Source organism: Streptomyces sp. NPDC029674 (genome assembly GCF_044903205.1).
In the GTDB taxonomy this organism is placed as follows: Bacteria; Actinomycetota; Actinomycetes; order Streptomycetales; family Streptomycetaceae; genus Streptomyces.
In genome coordinates this window covers 665,470-688,073 of sequence record NZ_JBJDPY010000003.1, presented here as the reverse complement: position 1 = coordinate 688,073, position 22,604 = coordinate 665,470, and the positions used below count along the sequence as shown (strand labels likewise).

Genomic DNA, 22,604 nt, shown 5'->3' with positions numbered 1-22,604 from the left:
GCGTTGACTTTTGGCACGCTGTTGAGTTCTCAAGGAACGGACGCTTCCTTTGTACTCACCCTCTCGGGCTTTCCTCCGGGCGCTTCCCTTCGGTGTTTCTTTTGTTCTTGCGTTTCCGACTCTATCAGACTCTTTCGTGTCCGATTTCCTCGGTGCCTTTCCGGTTCCCGCTCCTGCCTTTCGGCTTTCGCGTTTCCCTTTCCGGCGGTTCCGACTTTATCAGAAGTTTTCGGCCGGTCTTACCGGCTTCGGATTCCGAATCATCGGGGTGGCTTCTCGATCGATGAAATTCAAGAAGCAGACAGAGTTTAAACCGCCGCCGCTGGACTTGTCCAGTTCTAGGCAACTGTTCGAATCTACCTCCCCGGTCCTTCCGTGTCAACGGTTTTTCCGGGGCGATGAGGAGACTAGCAGGTCAGTTGGGCCGTACGCACATCACGCTGCGAGCGGGACCGAGGCGCTGCGTTCGCTCCGGTCCAGGTCGCCCGTGTCGCCCGCACGGGCCGCCCTGCCGCCCAGCACATAGACGTACGCGAGGAACGCCAGTTCAGCGCCGATGCCGATGGCGATGCGGGCCCAGGTCGGGAGGCCCGACGGGGTGACGAAGCCTTCGATGGCGCCCGACACGAACAGGACCAGGGCCAGGCCGATGGCCATGCCGAGGGCTGCGCGGCCTTCCTCTGCCAGAGCGGTGCGGCGGGTGCGGGGGCCCGGGTCGATGACGGTCCAGCCGAGGCGCAGGCCGGTGCCGGCGGCCACGAAGACCGCGGTCAGTTCGAGGAGGCCGTGCGGCAGGACCAGGCCCAGGAAGGTGTCGAGGCGGCCGGCCGAGGACATCAGGCCGATGCCGACGCCGAGGTTGAGCATGTTCTGGAAGAGGATCCATAGGACAGGGACGCAGAGGAATGCTCCCAGGACCAGGCACATCGCGGCTGCCTGAGCGTTGTTCGTCCAGACCTGGGCGGCGAAGGAAGCCGCGGGGTGGCTGGAGTAGTACGTCTCGTACTGGCCGCCCGGGCGGGTCATCTCTCGTAGCTCGCTGGGGGCGGCGATCGTGGACTGGACTTCTGGGTGGGTGCCGATCCACCAGCCGATGACCGCTGCCAGCACCGTCGAGAGCAGGGCGGTGGGTATCCACCAGCGGCGGGAGCGGTAGACCGCCGCCGGGAACCCGTGTGTCAGGAAGCGGGTCACGTCTCGCCAGGAGGCGCTGCGTGTGCCGGTCACGGCGCTGCGCGCGCGTGCCACCAGATGTGTGAGGCGCCCGGTGAGCTGCGGATCGGGTGCGCTGGACTGGATGAGGGAGAGGTGGGTGGCGGTGCGTTGGTAGAGGGCGACCAGTTCGTCGGCCTCGGCTCCGGTGAGGCGGCGCCGGCGGCGCAGCAGGGAGTCCAGTCGGTCCCATTCGGCTCGGTGGGAAGACACGAAGACGTCGAGGTCCATCGGTTGACTGCTCCTCGTAGCTCCTCGTACTGCGGCGCGTGATTCATCAGCTTGGCAGACTGGCCAGTCCGACGGCAGTGCAGGGAAGGGGTGGCGGCGTGAGTGAGCTTGTGACGGGCGAGGCGGTGGCGCTGGAGCTGCGGCCCGCGAAGTTGCCGAGCCGGGCGCTGGCCGTGCTGATCGACCTGGTCGTCGCGTGGGCGGTGTATCTGGGCGTGACCATCGGGATCGTCGCTTCGACTTCCTCGTTGGACGATGCCGCGGCTGCCGCGGTCGCGGTGGCCAGCTTCGTACTGATTCTGATCGGCGTGCCCATCGCGGTGGAGACGCTCAGCCACGGGCGTTCGCTGGGGAAGCTGGCGTGCGGGCTGCGGGTGGTGCGGGACGACGGGGGGCCCGTCCGGTTCCGGCACGCGCTGGTGCGGGGGGCCATGGGGGTTGTCGAGATCCTGCTGACGTTCGGGGTTGTGGCGTGCATCGCGTCGCTGGTCTCGGCGCGGGGGCGACGGCTCGGGGATGTGTTCGCGGGGACGCTGGTCGTACGTGAGCGGGTGCCCTCGGGAAGGGCGGCGTTCGTTCCTCCGCCGCCGCCCTGGCTCGTCGGGCAGTTCTCCGGACTGGATCTCTCCGGGGTGCCCGAGGGGCTGTGGCTGGCCATCCGGCAGTACCTGACGCGGATGCAGCAGTTGGATCCGCAGGTGGGGTGGGCGATGGCGGAGCGGCTTGCCGGGGATCTGGCGGAGCGGACCGGTGCTCCGGCGCCGTATGGGGTGCCTCCGGCCGCGTACCTGGCGGCCGTCGTGCACGAGCGGCAGACACGGGACGCACGGCGGGCTGTTGGTGGTGCGGGTGGCGCTGATGCTGCTGTAGGTGGCGCTGATGCTGTGGGTGGCTTTGACCACGCCGCCGGCGGCGCCTACCCGCCCGCTTCTGCTCCACCTCCCGCTGGTCCTGCTCCTGACGAGCAGGGGGCGGAGGCTCCGCGTCCGGCTACCGGGTTCCAGCCGCCTGCCTGAGCGGTGTCAGGCGAAGGTCAGGCGAAGGTCGACGGTGGGGTTTCGAGGTGCTCCAGCTCGATGCCGGGGGCCGCGAGTACGACGTCGCCGGCGATGTGGACGGCGTGCTGTTCGCCCGTGTCCAGGGCTGTGACCTGGTACTCGTCCACGATCAGCGGGCCGTTGTCAGTGGCGTGTGCTTCGCTTTTCAGCAGGGCCCAGGACTGGTCGAGGGTGCGGGGGGCCAGGACCGGGTCCGTGAAGGCGACCAGGCGGATGCGGGTCGCGGGGGAAGCGGGGGGCAGGCGCAGGAGCCGGGCCGTCGCGATGAGGAAGGCGGGGGATGTGCCGGTGAAGGCGTGGGCGGGGGCGTTGTCTTCGGTGGCGTGTGTGCCGGTGGGGTCGGTGCGGACCCAGGTGACGCCGTTGAGGGCGCCGGCGCGGACCTGCCAGTCGCCCGCGTGGAGTTCGAGGCGGATGGGGCGGCCGCGGTCGTCGAGGGCGAGGTCGACGGAGCCGGCGGGGGTGCCTGAGGTGGTGGTGCGTTGGGAGACGTAGCGCCAGCCGGAGGGGCCGGGGGCGCAGTGGAAGTGTTCTTCACCGAGGGGGGCGTGATCGTGCGGGTCGTGGAGCGAATAGCGGCCGCGGGGCATGGGCTTGGTCCTGGTCCTCGGTCAGTCAGTCGGTCGGTCGGAATTCTGCGCTGAGCTGTCGGTGAGTCGGTGAGTCGGTGAGTCGGTGAGTCGGTGAGTCGGTGAGGGACGGTCGGCTGGTCGGCGCCTCAAAGGGGCAGGCCCCCGCCACGGGGGCGAGGGCCTGCTGAGGTGTGGCTTTACCGAACCGGCGTACCGGCGTATCGACGTACCGGTGTATCGACGTACCGGCGGTCGGTATCGACGTACCGGCGGTCGGTCGGCCGTCAGTAGCGGTAGTGGTCCGGCTTGAAGGGGCCCTCGACCTCGACGCCGATGTAGGCGGCCTGCTCGGGGCGGAGCGTGGTCAGCTTCACGCCGAGCGCGTCCAGGTGCAGGCGGGCGACCTTCTCGTCCAGGTGCTTCGGCAGCACGTAGACACCGGTGGGGTACTGCTCCTGCTTGGTGAACAGCTCGATCTGGGCCAGCGTCTGGTCCGCGAAGGAGTTGGACATCACGAAGGAGGGGTGACCGGTGGCGTTGCCCAGGTTCAGGAGCCGTCCCTCGGAGAGGACGATCAGGACCTTGCCCTCGGGGAAGGTCCAGGTGTGCACCTGCGGCTTGACCTCGTCCTTGACGATGCCGGGGATCGCGGCGAGACCGGCCATGTCGATCTCGTTGTCGAAGTGGCCGATGTTGCCCACGATCGCCTGGTGCTTCATCCGGGCCATGTCACTGGCCATGATGATGTCCTTGTTGCCGGTCGTGGTGACGAAGATGTCCGCCGTCTCCACGACCTCGTCCAGCGTGGTGACCTGGTAGCCGTCCATCGCCGCCTGCAGCGCGCAGATCGGGTCGATCTCGGTGACGATCACGCGGGCGCCCTGGCCGCGCAGGGACTCCGCGCAGCCCTTGCCCACGTCGCCGTAGCCGCACACGACGGCGGTCTTGCCGCCGATCAGGACGTCGGTGGCGCGGTTGATGCCGTCGATCAGGGAGTGGCGGCAGCCGTACTTGTTGTCGAACTTGGACTTGGTCACGGCGTCGTTCACGTTGATCGCCGGGAAGAGGAGGGTGCCGTCCCGGTGCATCTCGTAGAGACGGTGGACGCCGGTGGTGGTCTCCTCGGTCACGCCGCGGATCTCCGAGGCGAGCTGGGTCCACTTCTGCGAGCCCTCGGTGATGGTGCGGTTGAGGACCTGCAGGATGACGCGGTGCTCGTCGTTCTCGGCGGTGTCGACGGAGGGGACCTTGCCGGCCTTCTCGTACTCGACGCCCTTGTGGACCAGGAGGGTGGCGTCGCCGCCGTCGTCCAGGATCATGTTCGGGCCGCCGGTGGGGGTGTTCGGCCAGGTCAGCGCCTGCTCCGTGCACCACCAGTACTCCTCCAGCGTCTCGCCCTTCCAGGCGAACACCGGGATGCCCTGCGGGTCCTCGGGCGTGCCGTTCGGACCGACCGCGATGGCGGCGGCGGCGTGGTCCTGGGTGGAGAAGATGTTGCAGGAGACCCAGCGGACCTCGGCGCCGAGCGCGACCAGGGTCTCGATGAGGACGGCGGTCTGCACGGTCATGTGCAGGGAGCCCATGATGCGCGCGCCGGCGAGCGGCTGGTCGGCGGCGAACTCCTTGCGGATCGCCATCAGGCCGGGCATCTCGTGCTCGGCCAGGGTGATCTCCTTGCGCCCGAAGGCGGCGAGGGAGAGGTCGGCGACCTTGAAGTCCTGGCCGTTGATGAGAGTCATGAGTGAGCTGCTCCTCGTGCGTCGATCGAGGGATGGACATGGCTGACCTGCGGCATCGGCGCACACGGGGTGCACAGACGCGCGCAGCGCAGTCCGTCGGAGGCCCTCTCTCCCTCGGACAGTCCGTGCGTGGACCGCCCGACCGCCATCAGCAGCGACGTCTGGCTCGTCACCAAGCTACACCGATCGGCCCAGCAAGCCCCAGCCCGCCTCCGTACACCCGATGTCTGGTGGATAGGCCGCCAGACCTGGACGATATGGGACCTTTGCGCTTTTGATCCTGCGCTTACGTGTTGCAGGATGCCTTGAGATCGGGAACGTTTGCGCGGTCTCGCGAGGCAGAGGCGTTAGGAGATTTACGTGACCAGTCCGGCCGATCCCCCCATAGGCGGGGGCAGCAGCGGGCAGCGGAGGCTGAAGCTGCTCGCCGTCACCGCCTGTCCGACCGGTATCGCTCACACATACATGGCGGCGGAGAAGCTCTCGCAGGCGGCGGAGAGTCTCGGCGTCGACATGAAGGTGGAGACGCAAGGCTCCATCGGGGCTGAGAACATCTTGTCTGACAACGATGTCAGAAGCGCCGACGGCATCATCATCGCAGCCGACAAGGACGTGGACCGCAGCCGGTTCGCCGGCAAGCGTGTGCTGTCCGTCGGGGTGTCCGAGGGCATCAGCCACCCGGAGCGGCTGATCGAGCGGGTGCGGAGCGCTCCCGTGCACGGCGGAGGCGGGAGCGAGGGCGGCGGTTCCGCGGAGAGTGCCGAAGGCGGGGGCGGCGGCCGGGAGCGGAGCGTCGCGTACAAGGCGCTGATGAACGGCGTCTCGTACATGATCCCGTTCGTCGTGGTCGGCGGTCTGCTGATCGCGATCTCGCTGGCGCTCGGCGGCGACGCCACGTCCAAGGGGTACGTGATCCCGGAGGGGACGTTCTGGGCGCACGTCAACGCCATCGGGGTCATCGGCTTCACGTTGATGGTGCCGATCCTGTCGGGGTACATCGCGTACGCGATCGGGGACCGGCCGGCGCTGGTGCCGGGCATGATCGGCGGGTGGATCGCCAACACCGGGGAGCTGTACGACTCCAAGGCCGGTGCGGGGTTCATCGGTGCCATCGTGACCGGGTTCCTGGCCGGTTATCTGGTGCAGTGGATCAAGAAGGTCAAGGTCCCGAAGTTCGTTCAGCCGATCATGCCGATCATCGTGATCCCGATCGTGGCGACGACGGCTCTCGGGCTGTTCTTCATCTACGTCATCGGCAAGCCGATCTCGTGGGTGTTCGAGCATCTGACGAGCTGGCTCAGCGGTATGACGGGCACGAGCGCGATCCTGCTGGGGGCGATCCTCGGCCTCATGATCGCGTTCGACATGGGCGGTCCCGTCAACAAGACCGCGTTCCTCTTCGGTACGGGGCTCATCGCGACCGGCAACCAGACCGTGATGGGCATGTGCGCCGCGGCGATCCCCGTGATGCCGCTCGGTCAGGGTCTCGCCACGCTGCTCCGCCGCAAGCTGTACTCGGAGCAGGAGCGCGAGACCGGCATGGCCTCGCTCTTCATGGGCTTCTTCGGGATTTCGGAGGGTGCGATTCCGTTCGCGGCCGCGCGGCCCGCGCAGGTCATCCCCGCCAACATGCTGGGCGGCGCCGTCGCCGGTGCCGTCGCCGGCATGGCGAGCGTGCAGGACGCGGTGCCGCACGGCGGGCCGATCGTGGCGGTCCTTGGCGCCGTGGGCGGCGTACCCATGTTCTTCGTGGCCATCGCCATCGGTGCGGTCGTCACGGCGCTCACGACGGTGACGCTGGTCGACCTGAGCCAGCGCAAGCGGCGCGGGACTCCCCCGGTCGACGCGCCGGATGTGCCCGAGGCGGCGCTTCCCGAGGCCGGCGAAGAGGACGAGGTCCTCTCCGGTTATCTCACCCGGCAGACCGTGAAGGTCCGGCTCGACGCGGGCGACAAGGAGGCCGCCATCCGCGAGATGGCCGCGCTGCTCGCCACCACCGGCAAGGTCGACGATGTGGAGGAGCTGGTGCGGACCGCGCTGCGGCGCGAGGCGCAGGGCACCACAGGGCTCGGCGAGGAGATCGCCATTCCGCATGCCAAGACCGATGCGGTGAACTCCCCGGTCGTCGGGTTCGCGCGGTCGCCGGAGGGCATCGAGTGGGGCTCGCTCGACGGTACGAAGGCCAAGCTGATCTTCATGATCTCCGTGCCGGAGGCGGCCGCCGGGGACGAACACCTGCGGATCCTCGCCATGCTGTCCCGGAAGCTGATGGACACGGGCTTCCGGGAGCGGCTGGAGGCGGCGCCGGACGACGTGGCGGTCCTCGACGTGCTGCGCGAGGTCCGGTAGCGGCCCGGGTTCTTCCGGATACGGGGACGGGGCCCCGCACCACACCGGTGCGGGGCCCCGTCCTCGTACAGTCGGGAAGGCTCAGTGGGCGCCGGGCGACTTCGCCGGGTTCTCGCCCGCGGCTGCCGCCGACTCGTTGTAGATGTCCGGCTCCAGGTAGATCACGCGGGCGATCGGGACGGCGGCGCGGATGCGCTCCTCCGCGGCGTTGATCGCGGCGGCGACCTCGGCGGCCGTGTTGTCGTGCTGCACGGCGACCTTGGCGGCGACGAGGAGCTCCTCGGGGCCGAGGTGGAGCGTGCGCATGTGGATGACCTTGGTGACCGTGTCGCCGTCGACCAGGGCCTGCTCGATCTTGTTGACCTCTTCGATGCCCGCGGCCTCGCCGAGCAGCAGGGACTTCGTCTCCGCGGCGAGGATGATCGCGATCGCGATGAGGAGGACGCCGATGCAGAGCGTGCCGATGCCGTCCCAGACGCCGTCGCCGGTGGCCAGCGCGAGGCCGACGCCGCCGAGGGCGAGGATCAGGCCGACGAGCGCGCCGAGGTCCTCCAGGAGGACGACGGGCAGCTCCGGCGCCTTGGCGCGGCGGACGAATTGGGTCCAGGTGAGGCTGCCGCGCGTCGCGTTGGACTCCTTGATGGCCGTCCGGAAGGAGAAGCTCTCCGCGATGATCGCGAACACCAGGACCCCGACGGGCCAGTACCAGTGCTCGATCTCGTGCGGGTCCTTGATCTTCTCGTAGCCCTCGTAGATCGCGAACATGCCGCCGACCGAGAAGAGGACGATGGAGACGAGGAAGGCGTAGATGTAGCGCTCGCGGCCGTAGCCGAACGGGTGCTGCGGGGTGGCCTCGCGCTGCGCCTTCTTGCCGCCGACGAGCAGCAGTCCCTGGTTGCCGGAGTCGGCGAGGGAGTGGACGCTCTCGGCGAGCATCGAGGACGAGCCACTGAAGATGAACGCGACGAACTTCGCCACCGCGATCGCGAGGTTCGCGGCCAGTGCCGCGACAATCGCCTTTGTTCCGCCTGACGCGCTCATGAGTGCGGGGTTCCCCTTCGCCTTCGTACGTATCGACCACGCTGTCGGCGGTGCTTTGCCCGCCCTTTGCGGTGGGTCATTGTTGCAGCACGGGAGGGCCTTGGTGCGTCAGGCCACCACGGTGGCCCGGAAAACCGTGCCCGCGCCGGACACTTCGGCCTTTTCGCCCGCGGGGACGAATGCGGACTGACCGGGCGTCAGGGTCAGTTCGCCCGCGCGGACCGAGCCCGCCGTGCAGAGCAGGATCTGCGGGGTGGCGGTGGTGAGGTCGTGCGGGGCGGCGCCCTCGGGCAGGACGAAGCGGGAGAGGCGGAACTCGTCGATGGGGGTTTCGTAGACCTCTTCGCCGGTCTCGGAGGCCTCGGGGCGCAGGACGCCGGGGTCGGTGGCCTCGAAGCGGACGATGCGCAGGAGTTCCGGTACGTCGACGTGCTTGGGGGTCAGTCCGCAGCGCAGCACGTTGTCGCTGTTGGCCATGATCTCGACGCCGAGGCCGTCGAGGTAGGCGTGCGGGACGCCGGCGCCGAGGAACAGGGCCTCGCCGGGCTGCAGTCGTACGTGGTTGAGGAGCATGGCCGCGATGACGCCCGGGTCGCCGGGGTAGTGGTGGGCGATGCCCGCGTACGGCTCGTAGGCCCCGCCGAGGCGCTGGGCTGCGGCCGTGACCTCGGTGACCGTCTCGGCCATCTGCTCGGGGTCGGCGCTCAGCACGGCCGTCAGGACCTCGCGCAGGGCGGCCTCTTCGGGCTGGGCGCGCAGCAGGTCGACGTACGGCTTGAGGCTGTCGACCTCCAGGGCTTCGAGGAGGTCGGCGGTCTCGGCGGGCGCGCGGAAGCCGCACAGGCCGTCGAAGGGCGTGAGGGCGCAGATCAGTTCGGGCTTGTGGTTGGCGTCCTTGTAGTTGCGGTGCGGGGCGTCGACCGGGACGCCCCGGCGCTCCTCGTCCGCGTACCCCTCCTTCGCCTGTGCGAGGTCGGGGTGCACCTGGAGGGAGAGCGGGGCGCCCGCGGCGAGGATCTTGAGCAGGAAGGGCAGGCGCGGGCCGAACTTGGCGGCCGCCGCCTCGCCGAGCTCGCGCTCCGGGGCCGCGTCGATGACCTCGTTCAGCGCGCCGCGCTCGGTGCGCGAGGGCGCGCCCGGGTGGGCGCCCATCCACATCTCGGCCTGCGGTTCGCCGCTCGGCTCGACGCCGATGAGCTCCGCTATGGCGGTGGTGGAGCCCCAGGCGTAGGGGCGGATGGTGTTGGTGAGGCGGTCCACGGAGGGGCTCTCCCTTACTGGGTGCTACTGCGTACTTACCGGGTATCGCCGCGTACTTACCTGGTACTGCTGCGTGCCTACGGGGTACCGCTGCGTACGCGCATGCTGGACTACGGAGATGACCGGTGCAGTGGTCATGATCCGGCCCCCGAGGCGAGCGCCAGGTAAACGGCGGCGAAATCCGTGACGGCGATCAGCTCGGCGAGCGCTTCCAGTTCGTCGCCGTCCTCCGGTTCGAGCTCGCTGAGCGCGACGTCGTGGCCGTGCGCCAGTTCGCGGGCGGCGGGGGCAGCGGTGAGGCCTCCGGCGTCCACCGGACGGTCGCGGAGCAGCACCACGCGTGCGCGGAGGGCCGCCGGGTCGTCGACGCGGTCGCGGAAGAAGTCGTCGGTGTCACCGCCGCCACCGCCCGTCGGGCTGCCCGCGAGGACGGCGCCGTGCGCGGGCAGTGCCTCGGGCAGCTCGGCGGCGAGCGCGGCGTGCCCGGCCTGTTCGGCGAGGGTGGCGGCGAAGCGGCGGCCCGCGGCTCCCGCGGACTGTCCCTCGGTCCAGATCAGCGGGAGGGAGTCGGCCAGCTCGGCGGCGAGCGTCTTGGCGGGGTTGCTGTACGTGGAGATGGCCGGACCGCAGCGTTCCGCGACGCGGTCGAGGCGGTCGGCGACCTTCTGCAGGGCGTCGGCGGGGGCGGCGACCAGGCCGGTGCGGTCGAGGAGCACCAGGAGCGGAACGAGGAGGGCCCACAGGGTGCAGGGGGCGCCGGGTGCGGCCTCGTCCTCGACGCGGCGTGCCTCGTACGAGGCGGAGTCGCGGGTGGCGTCGTCGTGCGGGCCTTCGTACGCCCCGTAGGGGGAGGTCGCCATGGGGACGGTGAGGCCGTGGCTGCCCTCCACGCTCTCGGCCAGGGGGGTGCGCGCGGGGGCGACGGCGACGACCGTGCAGCCGCGGCGGTACGCCTGGTCGGCGAGGAGGGAGAGGCCCGGTTCGGTGCCGTCCGGGGTGGCGATGAGGAGCAGGTCGACGGGGCCGACCCAGCCGGGCAGCGTCCAGCGCAGGGCGCCCGCGGCGGGGGCGACGCCGCTCGGGGCGAGGCGGATGACGGGGCAGCCGGTGCCGATGAGGCCGTCGAGGATGTCGGCGACGCAGGCGGCGGCGGTGCCGGGTCCCGCGATCAGGACGGCGCGGGGGCGGCCGTCGGGCTTGAGCTCGGCAAGACCCGCCTCCACGGCGTGCCGGGCCGCGGTACGGACGCGGGCGCCCGCCTCCGCCGCACCGCGCAGCAGTCCGCGGCGGTCGGCGCGGGCGAGCGCCTCGGGGTCGTCGAGCAGCGACTCGTCGAGCATGGGGTCAGGTCTCCGATCGCCGTGCGCGGCTTCCTGCAGGGTGGCCCGGAGGGTACCGGGCGGGTGCCGCTACGCGGGGCGGCGTGCCTCGTCGACCAGGAGGACGGGGATGCCGTCGCGGAGCGGGTACGCGAGGCCGCACTCCTTGGCGTCCGCCGTGCAGACCAGCTCGGTGTCCGTCTCCTTGAGGGGGGCGTGACAGGCCGGGCAGGCGAGGATCTCCAGGAGGCCGGCTTCGAGCGGCATGGGGTGGGTCCCTTCGAGCGGATGCGGTGGGGTGTGCGCGCTGCGGTGGCGCACAGGATGCGGCCTGGTCAGCCTACCTCCGTGCGGGGCGGCGCGTGGGGGTGCGGGAAGGTCGCGGCCGGGCTGCCGCGGCCTTCCCTCCGTCGGGCCTCCGTGCGGGCGGCGGACGTCAGCCGCGGATGATCGCGAGGGCTTCGTCGCGCACCTTGGCCATGGTCGTCTCGTCGCGCGCCTCGACGTTCAGGCGCAGGAGGGGTTCGGTGTTCGACGCCCGTACGTTGAACCACCAGTCGGCGGCGGTCACGGTGAGGCCGTCCAGCTCGTCGAGGGTGATGCCGTCCTTGCCGTCGTACGCCGTCTTGATCGCGGCGAGGCGGGCGGTCTGGTCGTCGACCGTGGAGTTGATCTCTCCGGAGCCGGCGTAACGGTCGTACTGGGCGACGAGGGCGGAGAGCGGTCCGTCCTGGCCGCCGAGGGCCGCGAGGACGTGGAGCGCGGCGAGCATGCCCGTGTCCGCGTTCCAGAAGTCCTTGAAGTAGTAGTGCGCGGAGTGCTCGCCGCCGAAGATCGCGCCGGTGCGCGCCATCTCGGCCTTGATGAAGGAGTGGCCCACGCGCGTGCGCACGGGCGTGCCGCCGTTCTCCTTCACGACCTCGGGGACCGACCAGGAGGTGATGAGGTTGTGGATGACGGTGCCCTTGCCGCCGTGCTTGCCCAGCTCGCGGGAGGCGACCAGGGCGGTGATGGCCGACGGGGAGACCGGGGCGCCGTTCTCGTCGACGACGAAGCAGCGGTCCGCGTCGCCGTCGAAGGCGATGCCGAGGTCGGCGCCCTCTTCGCGGACCCGCTTCTGGAGGTCGACGATGTTGGCCGGGTCCAGGGGGTTGGCCTCGTGGTTGGGGAAGGTGCCGTCGAGCTCGAAGTACATCGGCACCAGTTCGAGGGGCAGGCCGTCGAAGACGGTGGGGACCGTGTGCCCGCCCATGCCGTTGCCCGCGTCGACGACGACCTTGAGGGGGCGGATGGCGGTCAGGTTGACCAGGCCGCGCAGGTGGGCGGCGTAGTCGGTGAGGGTGTCGCGCTCGGTGAGGGTGCCCGGGGTGGCGGCGCTCTCGGGGGCGCCGGACTCGCTCCAGGACTCCACGAGGGCGCGGATGTCGGCGAGGCCGGTGTCCTGGCCGACGGGGGCGGCGCCCGCGCGGCACATCTTGATGCCGTTGTACTGGGCGGGGTTGTGCGACGCGGTGAACATCGCGCCCGGCAGGTCAAGCGCGCCCGACGCGTAGTACAGCTGGTCCGTCGAGCACAGGCCGATCTGCACCACGTCCACGCCGAGGGCGGCGGCGCCGCGCGCGAAGGCGTGCGAGAGGCCGGGCGACGAGGGGCGCATGTCGTGTCCGACCACGATCGCGTCCGCCTCCGTGACCTTGGCGAACGCCGCCCCGAACAGCTCGGCGAGCGACTCGTCCCACTGGTCCGGGACCACCCCGCGGACGTCGTACGCCTTCACGATCTGGGACAGATCAGCAGTCACGGCCAACCCTCTCTGCAGGTTCTGCGAGTTCAGCGAGGACGGAGAGCCCTCCGCGCACCACAAAACTACCCGCTGGGACCGACAGGGGGCCGGGCGTCGGCCACAGCGGCCCCAGGTGGCGTCCGGCAGGGCTCACGGCAGCATCCAGCCGAGCACCGCGGTGCTCTGCCCGACCACGATCAGGCACATCACGAGGAGCAGGCCGAGACTCCAGGGCAGCACCTTGCGCAGCAGGTCGCCCTCCTTGCCCGCGAGTCCGACGGCGGCGCACGCGATCGTCAGGTTCTGCGGGGAGATCATCTTGCCGAGGACGCCGCCCGAGCTGTTGGCGGCCGCGAGGAGTTCCGGCGAGAGCCCGGACTGCTGAGCGGCCGTCACCTGGAGGGCGCCGAACAGCGCGTTGGCGGAGGTGTCGGAGCCGGTCACCGCGACGCCGAACCAGCCGAGCACCGGTGACAGGAAGGCGAGTCCCGCGCCGGCGGCGGCTACGTAGTGCCCGATCGTGGCGGCCTGGCCGGAGAGGTTCATTACGTAGGCGAGGGCCAGCACGGAGGTCACGGTGAGGATCGCGAAGCGCAGTTCGTGGACGGTGGCGGCCCATTCGCGCACCGCTACGCGCGCGTGCACCCCGATGACCGCCGCGGTGCCCACGCCGGCGAGCAGCACCAGCGTGCCGCCGGTGGCCACGAGCGGCAGCGAGAAGACGTTGCCCCCGACGGGGTCTCCGGAGGGGTCGCCGACGTTCAGGAAGGGCCAGTCGAAGGTGCGGGTCGCCTTCGCGAGGAGGTCCTTGACGGCCGGGATCTGGGCGACGGAGAAGACGGCGACGATGAGGGCGTACGGGGCGTAGGCGCGCAGTACTTCGGGGCGCGGGTCGTCGTGGTCGAGGTCTTCGCTGCGGGCGCCGGTGAGGACCGCGGCGCGGACGGGCTCGGGGGCGGGCCTGCGTGCGTGCGGCACCGCCATGAGCGCGCCCGCGCCCGCCAGCGCGGCGCCGATGTCGGCGAGTTGCGCGGAGACGTAGTTGGACGCCGCGAACTGCGCGACGGCGAAGGCGGCTCCGCAGGCGAGGGCGGGCACCCAGGTCTCGCGCAGCCCGCGCCGCCCGTCCACGAGCGCCACGAGGAGCAGCGGCACGACGAGGGCGAGCAGCGGCGTCTGGCGGCCGACGACCGTGGCGACGGTGTCCAGCGGGAGGCCCGTCACCTGAGCCAGGGTCACCACGGGGGTGCCCATGGCTCCGAAGGCGACGGGTGCGGTGTTGGCGACGAGGGCGACGACCGCGGCGCGCACCGGGTCGAAGCCGAGGGCGACGAGCATGACCGCGCTGATCGCCACCGGCGCCCCGAACCCGGCGAGCGCCTCCAGGAGCGCTCCGAAGCAGAAGGCCACGACGAGGGCCTGGATGCGGGGGTCGTCGGAGAGCCCGCCGAAGGAGCGGCGGAGGATGTCGAAGTGCCGGGTGCGGACCGTCATGCGGTACACCCACAGGGCGTTGACGACGATCCACAGGATGGGGAAGAGCCCGAAGAGTGCCCCTTGCGCGGCGCTGGAGGCGGTCTGGCCGAGCGGCATGCCGTACGCGAGCCAGGCGACCAGGACGGCGACGGCGAGGCCGATGAGCCCGGCCCGGTGCGCCTTCATGCGGACGGCGCCGAGGAGGACGAGGACGGTCAGAAGGGGCAGGGTCGCGACGAGTGCGGACAGGCCGAGCGAGTCGGCCACGGGCTCCAGTTGCTGCACGAACACAGGACGCCTCCCGGCTGTGGGGTGGCGAAATCGTCATGGCCTGGGCGAACGTGCGTCAACGTGCCGGACGGCGAAGATCCGGTGAAGGGGGCTTCCGGGGCGACGGGCGTGACGGGCGGGCCGTGGCGGGCCGTGAACTCGCGCCGTAGGCGGCTCAGGAGTCCGGGGAGCGCAGCACCCTGAGGTGGCCGCGGCGTGCGACCTCCATGGGGTCCGCCCTGCGGGCGCCGCCACCGGCCTCGGCCGCGCGCTCCTGCGGGCGGGCCGCCTCGCGCACGGCGTTGGCGAGCGCTTCCAGGTCGTCGCCGGAGGGGCGGGCCGGACCCGAGGCGTCGGCGAGCCGGACGACGTCCCAGCCGCGGGGTGCGGTGAGGCGCTCGGAGTGCTCGGCGCACAGGTCGTAGCAGTGGGGTTCGGCGTAGGTGGCGAGGGGGCCGAGGACCGCGGTCGAGTCGGCGTAGACGTACGTCAGCGTCGCGACGGCGGGACGGCCGCAAGCGGTGCGCGAACAGCGACGTACAGGGCTCACGATGTTGGACGGTACCGCACTCTTGAGCGGGCCGCGACGACTCTCCATGAGGTCACTCCACCGTGTCGTGTCCGGGCCCGCGCACCGGCGCGTCCCGCGCGGACCTCGTTGACCTGCATGGACGCCAGTGACCACAGGGGCGCATGGTGTTGAATCCGGTCACCACATGGATCGGATCACGTCATTTGGCGCGAGCTCGCCGGTCCAGGAGAGATACGGAATTGAGTCCAACCTGGGCCGGAACGGTCAGGAATCGACACTTCGCGCCCCACACGCGACATGTCGTGCCCCCCATGGAAAGGGCGATCTCGAGGACTACCCTTCGTCAGTGATGGACGACCCCGTACAGCCCCGCTCCGCAGAGCCGAGGCCCCGCCGCCGCGACCGCCACGGCAGGGGCATGCGCGGCCCCGTGGCGCCCCCTCAGGTTCCGCTCTCCACCAGCCGCGGCGAGGCCTTCACCGACCTCGTGCAGGACTCCGTGGAGCGTCTGGAGCGGCGCTGGCCGCAGCTCACGGAGATCGAGTTCATGGTGCTCGAGGTGCCGCCGCTGGGCCGGACCGACGGGGAGTGGCAGGACGAGGTGGTGCCGTTGGGCGGCACGATCACGGCGTCCCAGGGGCGGCCCGCCCGCGTCGTCATCTACCGCCGCCCCGTGGAGATCCGCACCAAGGGCCGCGACGAACGCGCGCACCTCGTGCACGAGGTGGTCGTCGAGCAGGTCGCGGAACTCCTCGGCATGTCCCCGGAGTCGGTGGACCCGCGCTACGGGGACGAGGACTGAGCGCACTTCTGCGGGGCCGTCACATCCGTGGGGCCACCCCTTCCGCTGGGCCGTCACATCTGTAGAGCCGTCACTTCTGAAGCACCGCCAGGTCCCGCTCGGCCTTCGGCACCGCCACCGTCCCCCGGTCGTCCGGCAGCGTCTGCACCGTGAACATCGGGATGCCGCTCTCCGGCAGTGCCAGCGTGCGCGCCGCGTGGACCGGGCCGCCGGACACCGGCTCCAGCGTGAGCGCGTAGGTGCCCTTGAGGCCGGCGGGCTTCGGCGGATCCGGGATCTCCAGGGTCGTGCCGCCCTTGACCGTGTACGTCTTCGTCGCCGGTGAGCCGCCCTCGGTGCCGGCCGACGCCGTGACCTTCACCCGCGCCGACTTCTCCGGGGCGACCAGGGAGAGCGTGGATCCCTTGGCGCCGTTGCCCGCGACCGTCGCGCGCGAGCCGACCTCGCTCGTCGCCGGGATGAACGCCGTCTCCTGCTTGCCGCCCTTGCCGCGGGTGACCCGCAGCGCCGCCACCACGGGTACCGGCGTGTCGGTGGGCGACAGGAGCAGCGAGCCGGCCTCGCCCTTGGTGACGTCGCCGAGGTCGACGGCGGCCGTCATGCCGGACTTGACGTGCAGGCTCTCGTTCCCGGCCGGGGTGATCGTGCCGGTCGGCGAGGCCAGCTGGACCTTCAGGTCCGCGTCCTGCGCACCGGGCGCGTAGGCGACCAGGCGCACCGAGGTGGCGTCCTTGGGGATGCCGGGCAGGACGAGGCTGTCCGCGGGGTCCGTGGACGCGGGCAGCCAGTCGCCGCCCAGCTTCTCGTCGGAGGACTGCACGGCCGCCGCGACCCGGCCGCTGCGCGCGGTCACGTGCATGGTGAGGTTCGTGTACGCCTTGTCGGCGAGCGTGGACAGCAGCACCGGGACGCTGGAGTGCGGCTGCACCTGGATCGAGTCGCCCACCGCGGACGTGACCTCGCCGTCCGGGCCGAAGAGTTCCACGTCGATGACGGCGGCGGAGTCGTCCGGGTTCGTCAGGTGGATGTAGTCGCTGCGGTCCTTGGCGGTGCTGGCGCCGGGGAACCAGAAGTCGGTGTCGGGCGCCGTGCAGTTGGTGCCGTGCATGCCGCGGCCGCTGCCCGCCGCGTACGTGGTCGTCTGCTGCACGGTCCAGCCGGGGGCGAGCCCGCCGTCGGCCGTGCCGATGAGCGCGGGCGCCTCGGCGCCCGACTCCTCGCCCGCGACCGGCTCGCCCGGCGTCTTCTGGGTCAGGAAGGGCTTGGCCTTCTTGTCGTTCTCCTTGGCCGCGTCGGTCAGGGCCTTGCTCACGGGCAGCAGTTCCGCCTTGCCCGTGGCCGCGGCGCCGCCCGCCTTCGGTGTGAACGCGGTGTACGAGGTCTCGGCGAGGTCGGACGAGCTGGGCACCGGGCAGAGCAGGCTGGTGCGCTCGACGGGCAGCCGGGCCGCGGCCTTCGTCCCGCCGTCGTCCGTGCCGTCCGTCCCACCGAACGCGGCGAACCCGGTGACGGCGCCGAGCGCGACGACCACGGCGATGAGGGACTGGGTGGTGCGGTTCACTGCTGGCTCCCGTCGGGGCGCTCACTGTCGGTGCCGTGGTCGTGGCCGTGGGGCGGGCGCGGGGGTGGCGGCGGCATGGGGGGCTGCTGCTGGTCGTACGAGGCGTCGTACGGGGTGTCATGCGGCGTGCCGTACGAGGTGTCGTACGACTGCCCGTACTGCTGCCCGTACTGCTGGCCGTCTCCGTAGGCACCCCCCGCGCCTCCGTAGGACGCGTACGGGTCGTACTGGCCGCCCTGATAGGCGTCCGCCTGGTACGCCGGCTGCTCGTACGGAGCGGACGCGTACTGCTCGCCGCCGTACTCCTCGTAGGACTGCGACTGCGACTGCTGCTGCGGGACCGCGGCGAAGGCCTCCTCCGAAGGAGGAGGCGGTACGTCGTGGCCCGCCTCCTGTGCGGCCTGCTCGCTCTGCGCCCGGAGCCTGCGCGCCCTGCGGCCCTCGCCCTCGACCGCCTGGGCCGGGACGACGGGCTCTTCGGGGAGGTCGTCGTCGACGTCGCGGCGCCGCCCCGGCAGGGCGAGCACCACGAGGACGACGGCCAGCGCGCCCTGCGCCCACAGCCAGGCCGTGTGGCTCATCGGGGCGTCGAAGGCGACGTCCAGGTGGCCGCCCGCGGTGGGCAGTTCGAAGCCCTGGGCCCAGCCGTCGACCGTGGTGCGGGGCAGCGGGCGGCCGTCGAGGGTCGCCGTCCAGCCCGGGTCGGCCGAGTCGGCGAGGCGCAGGACACGGCCCGCGTCACCGGATTCGATCTTCGTGTGGAGTTCGACGGGTCCCGCCGCGACGGGCTCCGGGTCGCCGGTCTTCGGGACGACGGCGGCGCGGGCCACCTGCCGGTCCACCCGCCACAGGGCGCTGCCGTCCTCCTGGCTGAGCCGGGTCAGGCCCGGAGTGGCGTCCAGGGTGCGGCTCATGTGGCGGGGCGCCCCGTCGCGTACGAGGACGTACCGCACGGCGAAGCCGCCGAGCTGGTCGGCCTGGTCGGCGCCGGAGCCCGCGATCAGCCGGGCGACGATCTTGTCGAGCCGCTCGTCGTCGGGGGCCGCAGCGGCGAGCTCCGCGTCGCCGAGCCGGCCGCCCGAGCCCCGTACGAGCGTGTAGGAGATCTCGGCGGCGGAGTCGCTGCCGAGGACGAGGGTGCGGGCCTGGTCCTCGGTGCCGCTCTCCTCCGCGACGAACGCGGGCACCTGCACCGGATCGCGCCGCTCCAGCGGTCCGTCGGCGCCGCCGATCATCCAGCCGGCGGCGACGAGCAGCGGCCCGGCGGCCGCGGCGAACGCGATGAGCGCGGCCACCGGCTGGCGCCAGCCGAAGCTCTGTTCGGCGACACGCGCGCGTGCCCCGTCGGCGCCGAGCGCTGCGGCGGCCAGGAGCGCGATGCCGTAGCCGAGCGTGGCCGGGCCCGCCCACGTCGAGCCGTTCGAGAGGACGGCGAAGACCAGGGAGACCAGGGCGGCGGCCCAGGCGGTGCGGACGGCGAGCTGCCGTTCGCTGCGCAGCAGGGCGCCGAGCGCGGCGAGGACGATGCCGATGAGCAGCAGTCCGTCCACGGTGCCGGGTCCGCCGGGGCTGGCGCCGAGCAGGTCGACGGCGGTGGCGGAGCCCGCTCCGAACTCCAGGCCCGCTTCCTGGAAGAAGCCGAAGGGCAGCAGCGTCAGGGACCAGGGCGCGAGGATCAGCAGCGGTGTGCCGAGCGCGGCGAGGAAGCGCAGCCCGTACGCCGTGATGTCGCCGCGGCGCACCACGAGGAGGGCGAGGCCGAGCACCAGGGCGATCGGCCAGACGATCGGCGTGAAGGCCGTGGCGAGGGTCAGCAGCAGGGTGTACGCCCAGGTGGCGCGCCAGGTGCCGCGGGCGCCGCCCGGGTTCGCGAGGCCGCTCGCGGCGATGCCCGCGCGCGCGATGAGCGGCAGCAGGACGGCGAGGACGGCGGTGCCGATGCGGCCGCCTGCGAGGGCGCCGGTGGCGGCGGGCAGGAAGGCGTACGCGATCGACGCCCACGCGCGGAGCAGGCGCGAGGTGACGAGCGGGCGCGAGGCGAAGTACGCGGCGAAGCCGGCCAGCGGGACGGAGCCGACGAGCAGCACGGTGACCGCGAGCCCGGTGGAGCCGAAGAAGAGGGTGGACAGGCTGGCGACGAGTGCGAGGTAGGGCGGTGCGCCCTGCGTGCCGCCGGTGCCGATGGGGTGCCAGGCGTCCGCGTAACGCGCCCACAGATCGGCGGAGTCGGCGGGTGCGGGCAGCAGCGCGCCGCCCGCGAGCGCACCGGTGCCGAGCAGGGCGCGGCAGGCGATGAGCGAGGCGAAGAGGAGCACTACGAAGAGGACGGGTCCCGGTTTGCGGGCGACGCGCTTGAGGCGGGCGAACTGCTCGATCTCCAGGAAGTCGGCGTCGTCTCCGCCGGGTCCGGACTCGACGACGCCGTGCCGTCCCGCGCCCGCCGGGGCTTCGGCGTCGGCGCGGCCGACGAGGCTGCCCGCGGCCTGTTCGACGGTGGCGCGCACGGTGGCTCCGGGCGGCGGGAAGAGGGCCCGCATCTCGCCGGCGTCGGGCAGCGGCTTGCCGCGCCGCTTGCGGGCGCTCAGGATCCGCCCGGGGCGCAGCAGTGTCGCGAGCAGGCCCGCGATCTCGTCGAGGGCCTGTCCGGGGGCCTTGCCGACGAGATACGCGACGGTGCGCACGAGCGTGCCGACGACGATCCGGAAGAGCACCCAGGGGAGCACGGCCGAGCGGGCGTTGGCGAGCAGGGCGTAGGTGGCGCCGGCCTTGTCGACGCGGTGCGGTGACGTGGCCGTGCGGCCGACGCAGTCGACGGTGCGGCGCTCGCGGGACGAGGCCTCGGCGTGCCGGACGACGGCGTCGGGGGCGACGAGGACGCGGTGGCCCGCGGCGTGCGCGCGCCAGCACAGGTCGACGTCGTCGCGCATGAGCGGCAGGCGGCGGTCGAAGCCGCCGAGCTGTTCGTAGACGTCGCGGCGGATCAGCATGCCCGCGGTGGACACGGAGAGCACGGGCCGTACGTGGTCGTGCTGGCCCTGGTCCTGCTCGCGGCGGTCGAGGCCGGTCCAGCGGCGGCCGCTGTTGGCGATGGAGACGCCGACTTCGAGGAGCTGCCTGCGGTCGTACCAGCCGCGGAGTTTGGGGCCCACGACGGCGACGTCCTTGCCGAGCTCGTGTTCGTTCTCGACGACGCGGAGCAGTTCGGCGAGGGCGTCGGGCTCGGGCGCGCAGTCGTCGTGCAGCAGCCAGAGCCACTGCACGGGCTCGCCGTGCGGCAGCTCCGGCATGTCGTACGCGTCGTCGCGCCAGCTGCGGCTCACCGGGTCCCAGCCGCTGGGGCGCTTCAGGTAGGGCAGCTCTTCGGGGGTGAGCACGGCGGCGGTGCGGACGGCCTCGTCGACGGCGGTGCCGAAGCCGGAGCGGCGGGCGAGGTGCAGCACGCGGTCGGCGCCGAGGGCTTCGGTGACCAGCTGCGCGGAGTCGTCCGCGCTGCCGGTGTCGGCGGCCACGGCGCTCTGCACGGGCCGCTCCTGGCCGAGGAGCCCTGCCAGGGCGTCGGGCAGCCAGCGGGCGCCGTCGTGGGACACGAGGACGGCGGTCACGACGTGCCGCGGGAACTCGGGCGGGCGGGTCGGGTCGAACCCGGTGGCAGCGTCGTGGTGGGCTGCCGAATGGCTGTGCACGGACATCGAGGTACGGGCCCCGGTTCGCTGGACTGTGGTGGACGCCCGCGCCCCGCGGGGCGCCGGGTCGTCTCGGACGGGGCCCCACACTAACGGCTGGTACCAGAACGGCCCGCCGCCTGTGGATAACCCACGGGTGACGGGCCGTTCGTCGCGCATTGTTCCAAGGACTCGTGCGGCGAGATGTGCGGCGAGACGTATGTCGGAATGTGTGTGGCGAATCGGTCGTGGGCACGCGGGTGTGAGAGCGTCGCAGCGCGTCGCTCAGACCGCGGCCTTCTTCAGTCGGCGGCGTTCTCGCTCCGACAAGCCGCCCCAGATGCCGAAACGTTCGTCGTTCGCAAGTGCGTACTCAAGGCATTCCGAGCGGACTTCGCAGGCGAGGCAGACCTTCTTGGCCTCGCGCGTGGAGCCGCCCTTCTCGGGGAAGAAGGACTCGGGGTCGGTCTGGGCGCACAGTGCGCGCTCCTGCCAGCCGAGTTCTTCGTCCGCGTCCTCGACCAGCAGTTCCTGAACCAGCTCGGTCATGTGCGCCCCTCGTCTGTCTGTGCGTCCCCGTGGTGCGGCCGTCACCGGTTTCGGATGAACGACACGAGTGAAATTACAAGTGCGCCGATCCGGGCCAGTCAAGCCGAGATCTGCTATTGGGCCCCTTATTCACTCTGCGGAACCAAGGGTATGCGGAAAGTGTTCAAATCGGCCTAAACCATGACACCCTCAATGGCCCGTCCGGCGCCCCGCCAACGAGTTCCCCCGAAGCGCGATCTCACTCAGGTCTCGCTCGGGTCTCAACATGGAGGACGTCGATGTTTGAGTGCCGGTTGCTGCGCCATGTGTCCGGAGGGTCGGCTGCACAAACCTTTCGCCTGACAGAACAACCGGATGAGGTGAAACATAGCCCACATAGTGGACATCGAGTTGACAGCTTCAGGTGTGAGCCGCTGTCCTGGTGGGCATGCTCGCGAACCTGGCTCTTTCGATGACCCGCACCAGCGGGTCCATCGGTGCTGCCCACGCGCGCTGTCGCTGTTCCTGCTCCAGCTGTTGAGCCCATCCAGCTGTTGAGCCGCGTTTCCCTTTCGCAGAACCCCGTTTGCGCAGAGCCGGTTCTCCCACAGAACCGCACCTTCCTTCGTGACACCCCAGCACTCTTACGTTGAGGAACCACCGCACGATGAACAGCGACAGCGACCTCCAGATCGCCGGCGACCTCCTCGAGGTCCCGCACCTCCTGCAGCCCGCCCGCGAGCACCCCGCCACCGTGGCCGAGTTCGTCGGCCTCGCCCGCACCATCGCCGCCGACCGCTCCCAGTGGGCCCACCTCGTCCAGTACGACGCCACCACCCGCTGGTACCACCGCCTCCGGACGGGACCCGGCTACGAGGTGTGGCTGCTCTCCTGGGTGCCCGGACAGGGCAGCGGCCTGCACGACCACGGACGCTCCTCCGGCGTGCTCACCCTCCTCCAGGGTGAGCTGACCGAGCGCACGGAGCGCGGCACGCGGGCGCTCGGCGCGGGCGCGCAGCGCGTCTTCGCCCCGGGATACGTCCACGAGGTCGTCAACGACTCCCTGGAACCGGCCGTCAGCCTGCACATCTACTACCCCGGCCTCACCGAGATGCCGATGCACGCCGCCCGGTGCGCCGCCTCCGTCGCCCCGGACGCCGCGGAGGATGTCGTAACCGCCTGACACGGTGTCGTACCCGCCTGACATGC

The 22,604-nt window shown here is 71.4% G+C and carries 17 protein-coding genes; 4 read left to right on the top strand and 13 right to left on the bottom strand.

What is annotated here, in order from left to right:
* Nucleotides 1-435 precede the first annotated feature (435 nt).
* A complete protein-coding gene (locus ACI2L3_RS10465) occupies nt 436-1,443 on the bottom strand; it encodes a stage II sporulation protein M (protein WP_404751901.1) in 1,008 nt (335 codons plus the stop codon).
* Nucleotides 1,444-1,541: 98 nt separating this feature from the next.
* Between ACI2L3_RS10465 and ACI2L3_RS10460 the strand changes: the two genes are divergently transcribed.
* Complete coding sequence (locus ACI2L3_RS10460) at nt 1,542-2,459, top strand: RDD family protein (RefSeq protein ID WP_404751900.1); 918 nt, start codon at nt 1,542-1,544, stop codon at nt 2,457-2,459.
* 17 nt (nt 2,460-2,476) lie between these two features.
* Here ACI2L3_RS10460 and ACI2L3_RS10455 read toward each other — a convergent pair whose 3' ends face one another.
* Together ACI2L3_RS10455 and ahcY are read right to left on the bottom strand one after the other, a co-directional pair.
* Nucleotides 2,477-3,091: a hypothetical protein gene (locus ACI2L3_RS10455; protein ID WP_404751899.1), complete on the bottom strand. Its 615-nt coding sequence runs from the start codon at nt 3,089-3,091 to the stop codon at nt 2,477-2,479.
* Between the two features lie 266 nt (nt 3,092-3,357).
* On the bottom strand, nt 3,358-4,812 hold the full coding sequence (ahcY, locus tag ACI2L3_RS10450) for an adenosylhomocysteinase (RefSeq protein WP_404751898.1): 1,455 nt from the start codon (nt 4,810-4,812) through the stop codon (nt 3,358-3,360).
* A gap of 360 nt (nt 4,813-5,172) precedes the next feature.
* Here ahcY and ACI2L3_RS10445 point away from each other — a divergent pair, with 360 nt between their 5' ends.
* On the top strand, nt 5,173-7,161 hold the full coding sequence (locus ACI2L3_RS10445; protein WP_404751897.1) for a fructose-specific PTS transporter subunit EIIC: 1,989 nt from the start codon (nt 5,173-5,175) through the stop codon (nt 7,159-7,161).
* Between the two features lie 81 nt (nt 7,162-7,242).
* On the opposite strand, the gene ACI2L3_RS10440 is transcribed toward ACI2L3_RS10445, so the two are convergent.
* From ACI2L3_RS10440 to ACI2L3_RS10410, 7 genes are all read right to left on the bottom strand, one after another.
* Nucleotides 7,243-8,202, bottom strand: coding sequence for a cation diffusion facilitator family transporter (locus ACI2L3_RS10440; protein WP_404751896.1), 960 nt, complete (start codon nt 8,200-8,202; stop codon nt 7,243-7,245).
* 108 nt (nt 8,203-8,310) lie between these two features.
* Nucleotides 8,311-9,462: a mannose-6-phosphate isomerase, class I gene (gene manA, locus ACI2L3_RS10435; RefSeq protein ID WP_404751895.1), complete on the bottom strand. Its 1,152-nt coding sequence runs from the start codon at nt 9,460-9,462 to the stop codon at nt 8,311-8,313.
* Nucleotides 9,463-9,596: 134 nt separating this feature from the next.
* Nucleotides 9,597-10,802, bottom strand: coding sequence for an SIS domain-containing protein (locus ACI2L3_RS10430; RefSeq protein ID WP_404751894.1), 1,206 nt, complete (start codon nt 10,800-10,802; stop codon nt 9,597-9,599).
* Nucleotides 10,803-10,871: 69 nt separating this feature from the next.
* Complete coding sequence (locus tag ACI2L3_RS10425) at nt 10,872-11,048, bottom strand: Trm112 family protein (RefSeq protein ID WP_404751893.1); 177 nt, start codon at nt 11,046-11,048, stop codon at nt 10,872-10,874.
* Between the two features lie 169 nt (nt 11,049-11,217).
* A complete protein-coding gene (locus ACI2L3_RS10420) occupies nt 11,218-12,582 on the bottom strand; it encodes a phosphomannomutase/phosphoglucomutase (protein WP_404751892.1) in 1,365 nt (454 codons plus the stop codon).
* A gap of 132 nt (nt 12,583-12,714) precedes the next feature.
* Entirely contained in the window at nt 12,715-14,331 is a 1,617-nt protein-coding gene (locus ACI2L3_RS10415) for an L-lactate permease (protein ID WP_404751891.1), read from the bottom strand.
* Nucleotides 14,332-14,485: 154 nt separating this feature from the next.
* Nucleotides 14,486-14,908 carry a DUF3499 domain-containing protein gene (locus ACI2L3_RS10410; RefSeq protein WP_365367275.1) on the bottom strand — a complete coding sequence of 141 codons (423 nt, stop codon included), beginning with the start codon at nt 14,906-14,908 and terminating at the stop codon, nt 14,486-14,488.
* A 283-nt stretch (nt 14,909-15,191) separates the two neighbouring features.
* Here ACI2L3_RS10410 and ACI2L3_RS10405 point away from each other — a divergent pair, with 283 nt between their 5' ends.
* Nucleotides 15,192-15,644, top strand: coding sequence for a metallopeptidase family protein (locus tag ACI2L3_RS10405; protein ID WP_404751890.1), 453 nt, complete (start codon nt 15,192-15,194; stop codon nt 15,642-15,644).
* Nucleotides 15,645-15,714: 70 nt separating this feature from the next.
* Here the strand turns inward: ACI2L3_RS10405 and ACI2L3_RS10400 are convergent, their stop codons facing one another.
* The 3 genes from ACI2L3_RS10400 to ACI2L3_RS10390 form a co-directional block, all read right to left on the bottom strand.
* Entirely contained in the window at nt 15,715-17,205 is a 1,491-nt protein-coding gene (locus ACI2L3_RS10400) for a DUF5719 family protein (RefSeq protein WP_404751889.1), read from the bottom strand.
* The gene (locus ACI2L3_RS10395; protein WP_404751888.1) at nt 17,202-20,894 is read right to left on the bottom strand and encodes a glycosyltransferase; all 3,693 of its coding nucleotides are present in this window, start codon (nt 20,892-20,894) and stop codon (nt 17,202-17,204) included. Before ACI2L3_RS10395 ends, ACI2L3_RS10400 begins: the two co-directional genes overlap by 4 nt.
* Nucleotides 20,895-21,152: 258 nt before the next feature.
* Entirely contained in the window at nt 21,153-21,416 is a 264-nt protein-coding gene (locus ACI2L3_RS10390) for a WhiB family transcriptional regulator (RefSeq protein WP_016642094.1), read from the bottom strand.
* A gap of 646 nt (nt 21,417-22,062) precedes the next feature.
* On the opposite strand from ACI2L3_RS10390, the gene ACI2L3_RS10385 reads away from it, so the two are divergent.
* Nucleotides 22,063-22,578 (top strand): cysteine dioxygenase, encoded by a 516-nt coding sequence (locus tag ACI2L3_RS10385; protein WP_404751887.1) that lies wholly within the window; start codon nt 22,063-22,065, stop codon nt 22,576-22,578.
* Nucleotides 22,579-22,604 lie beyond the last annotated feature (26 nt).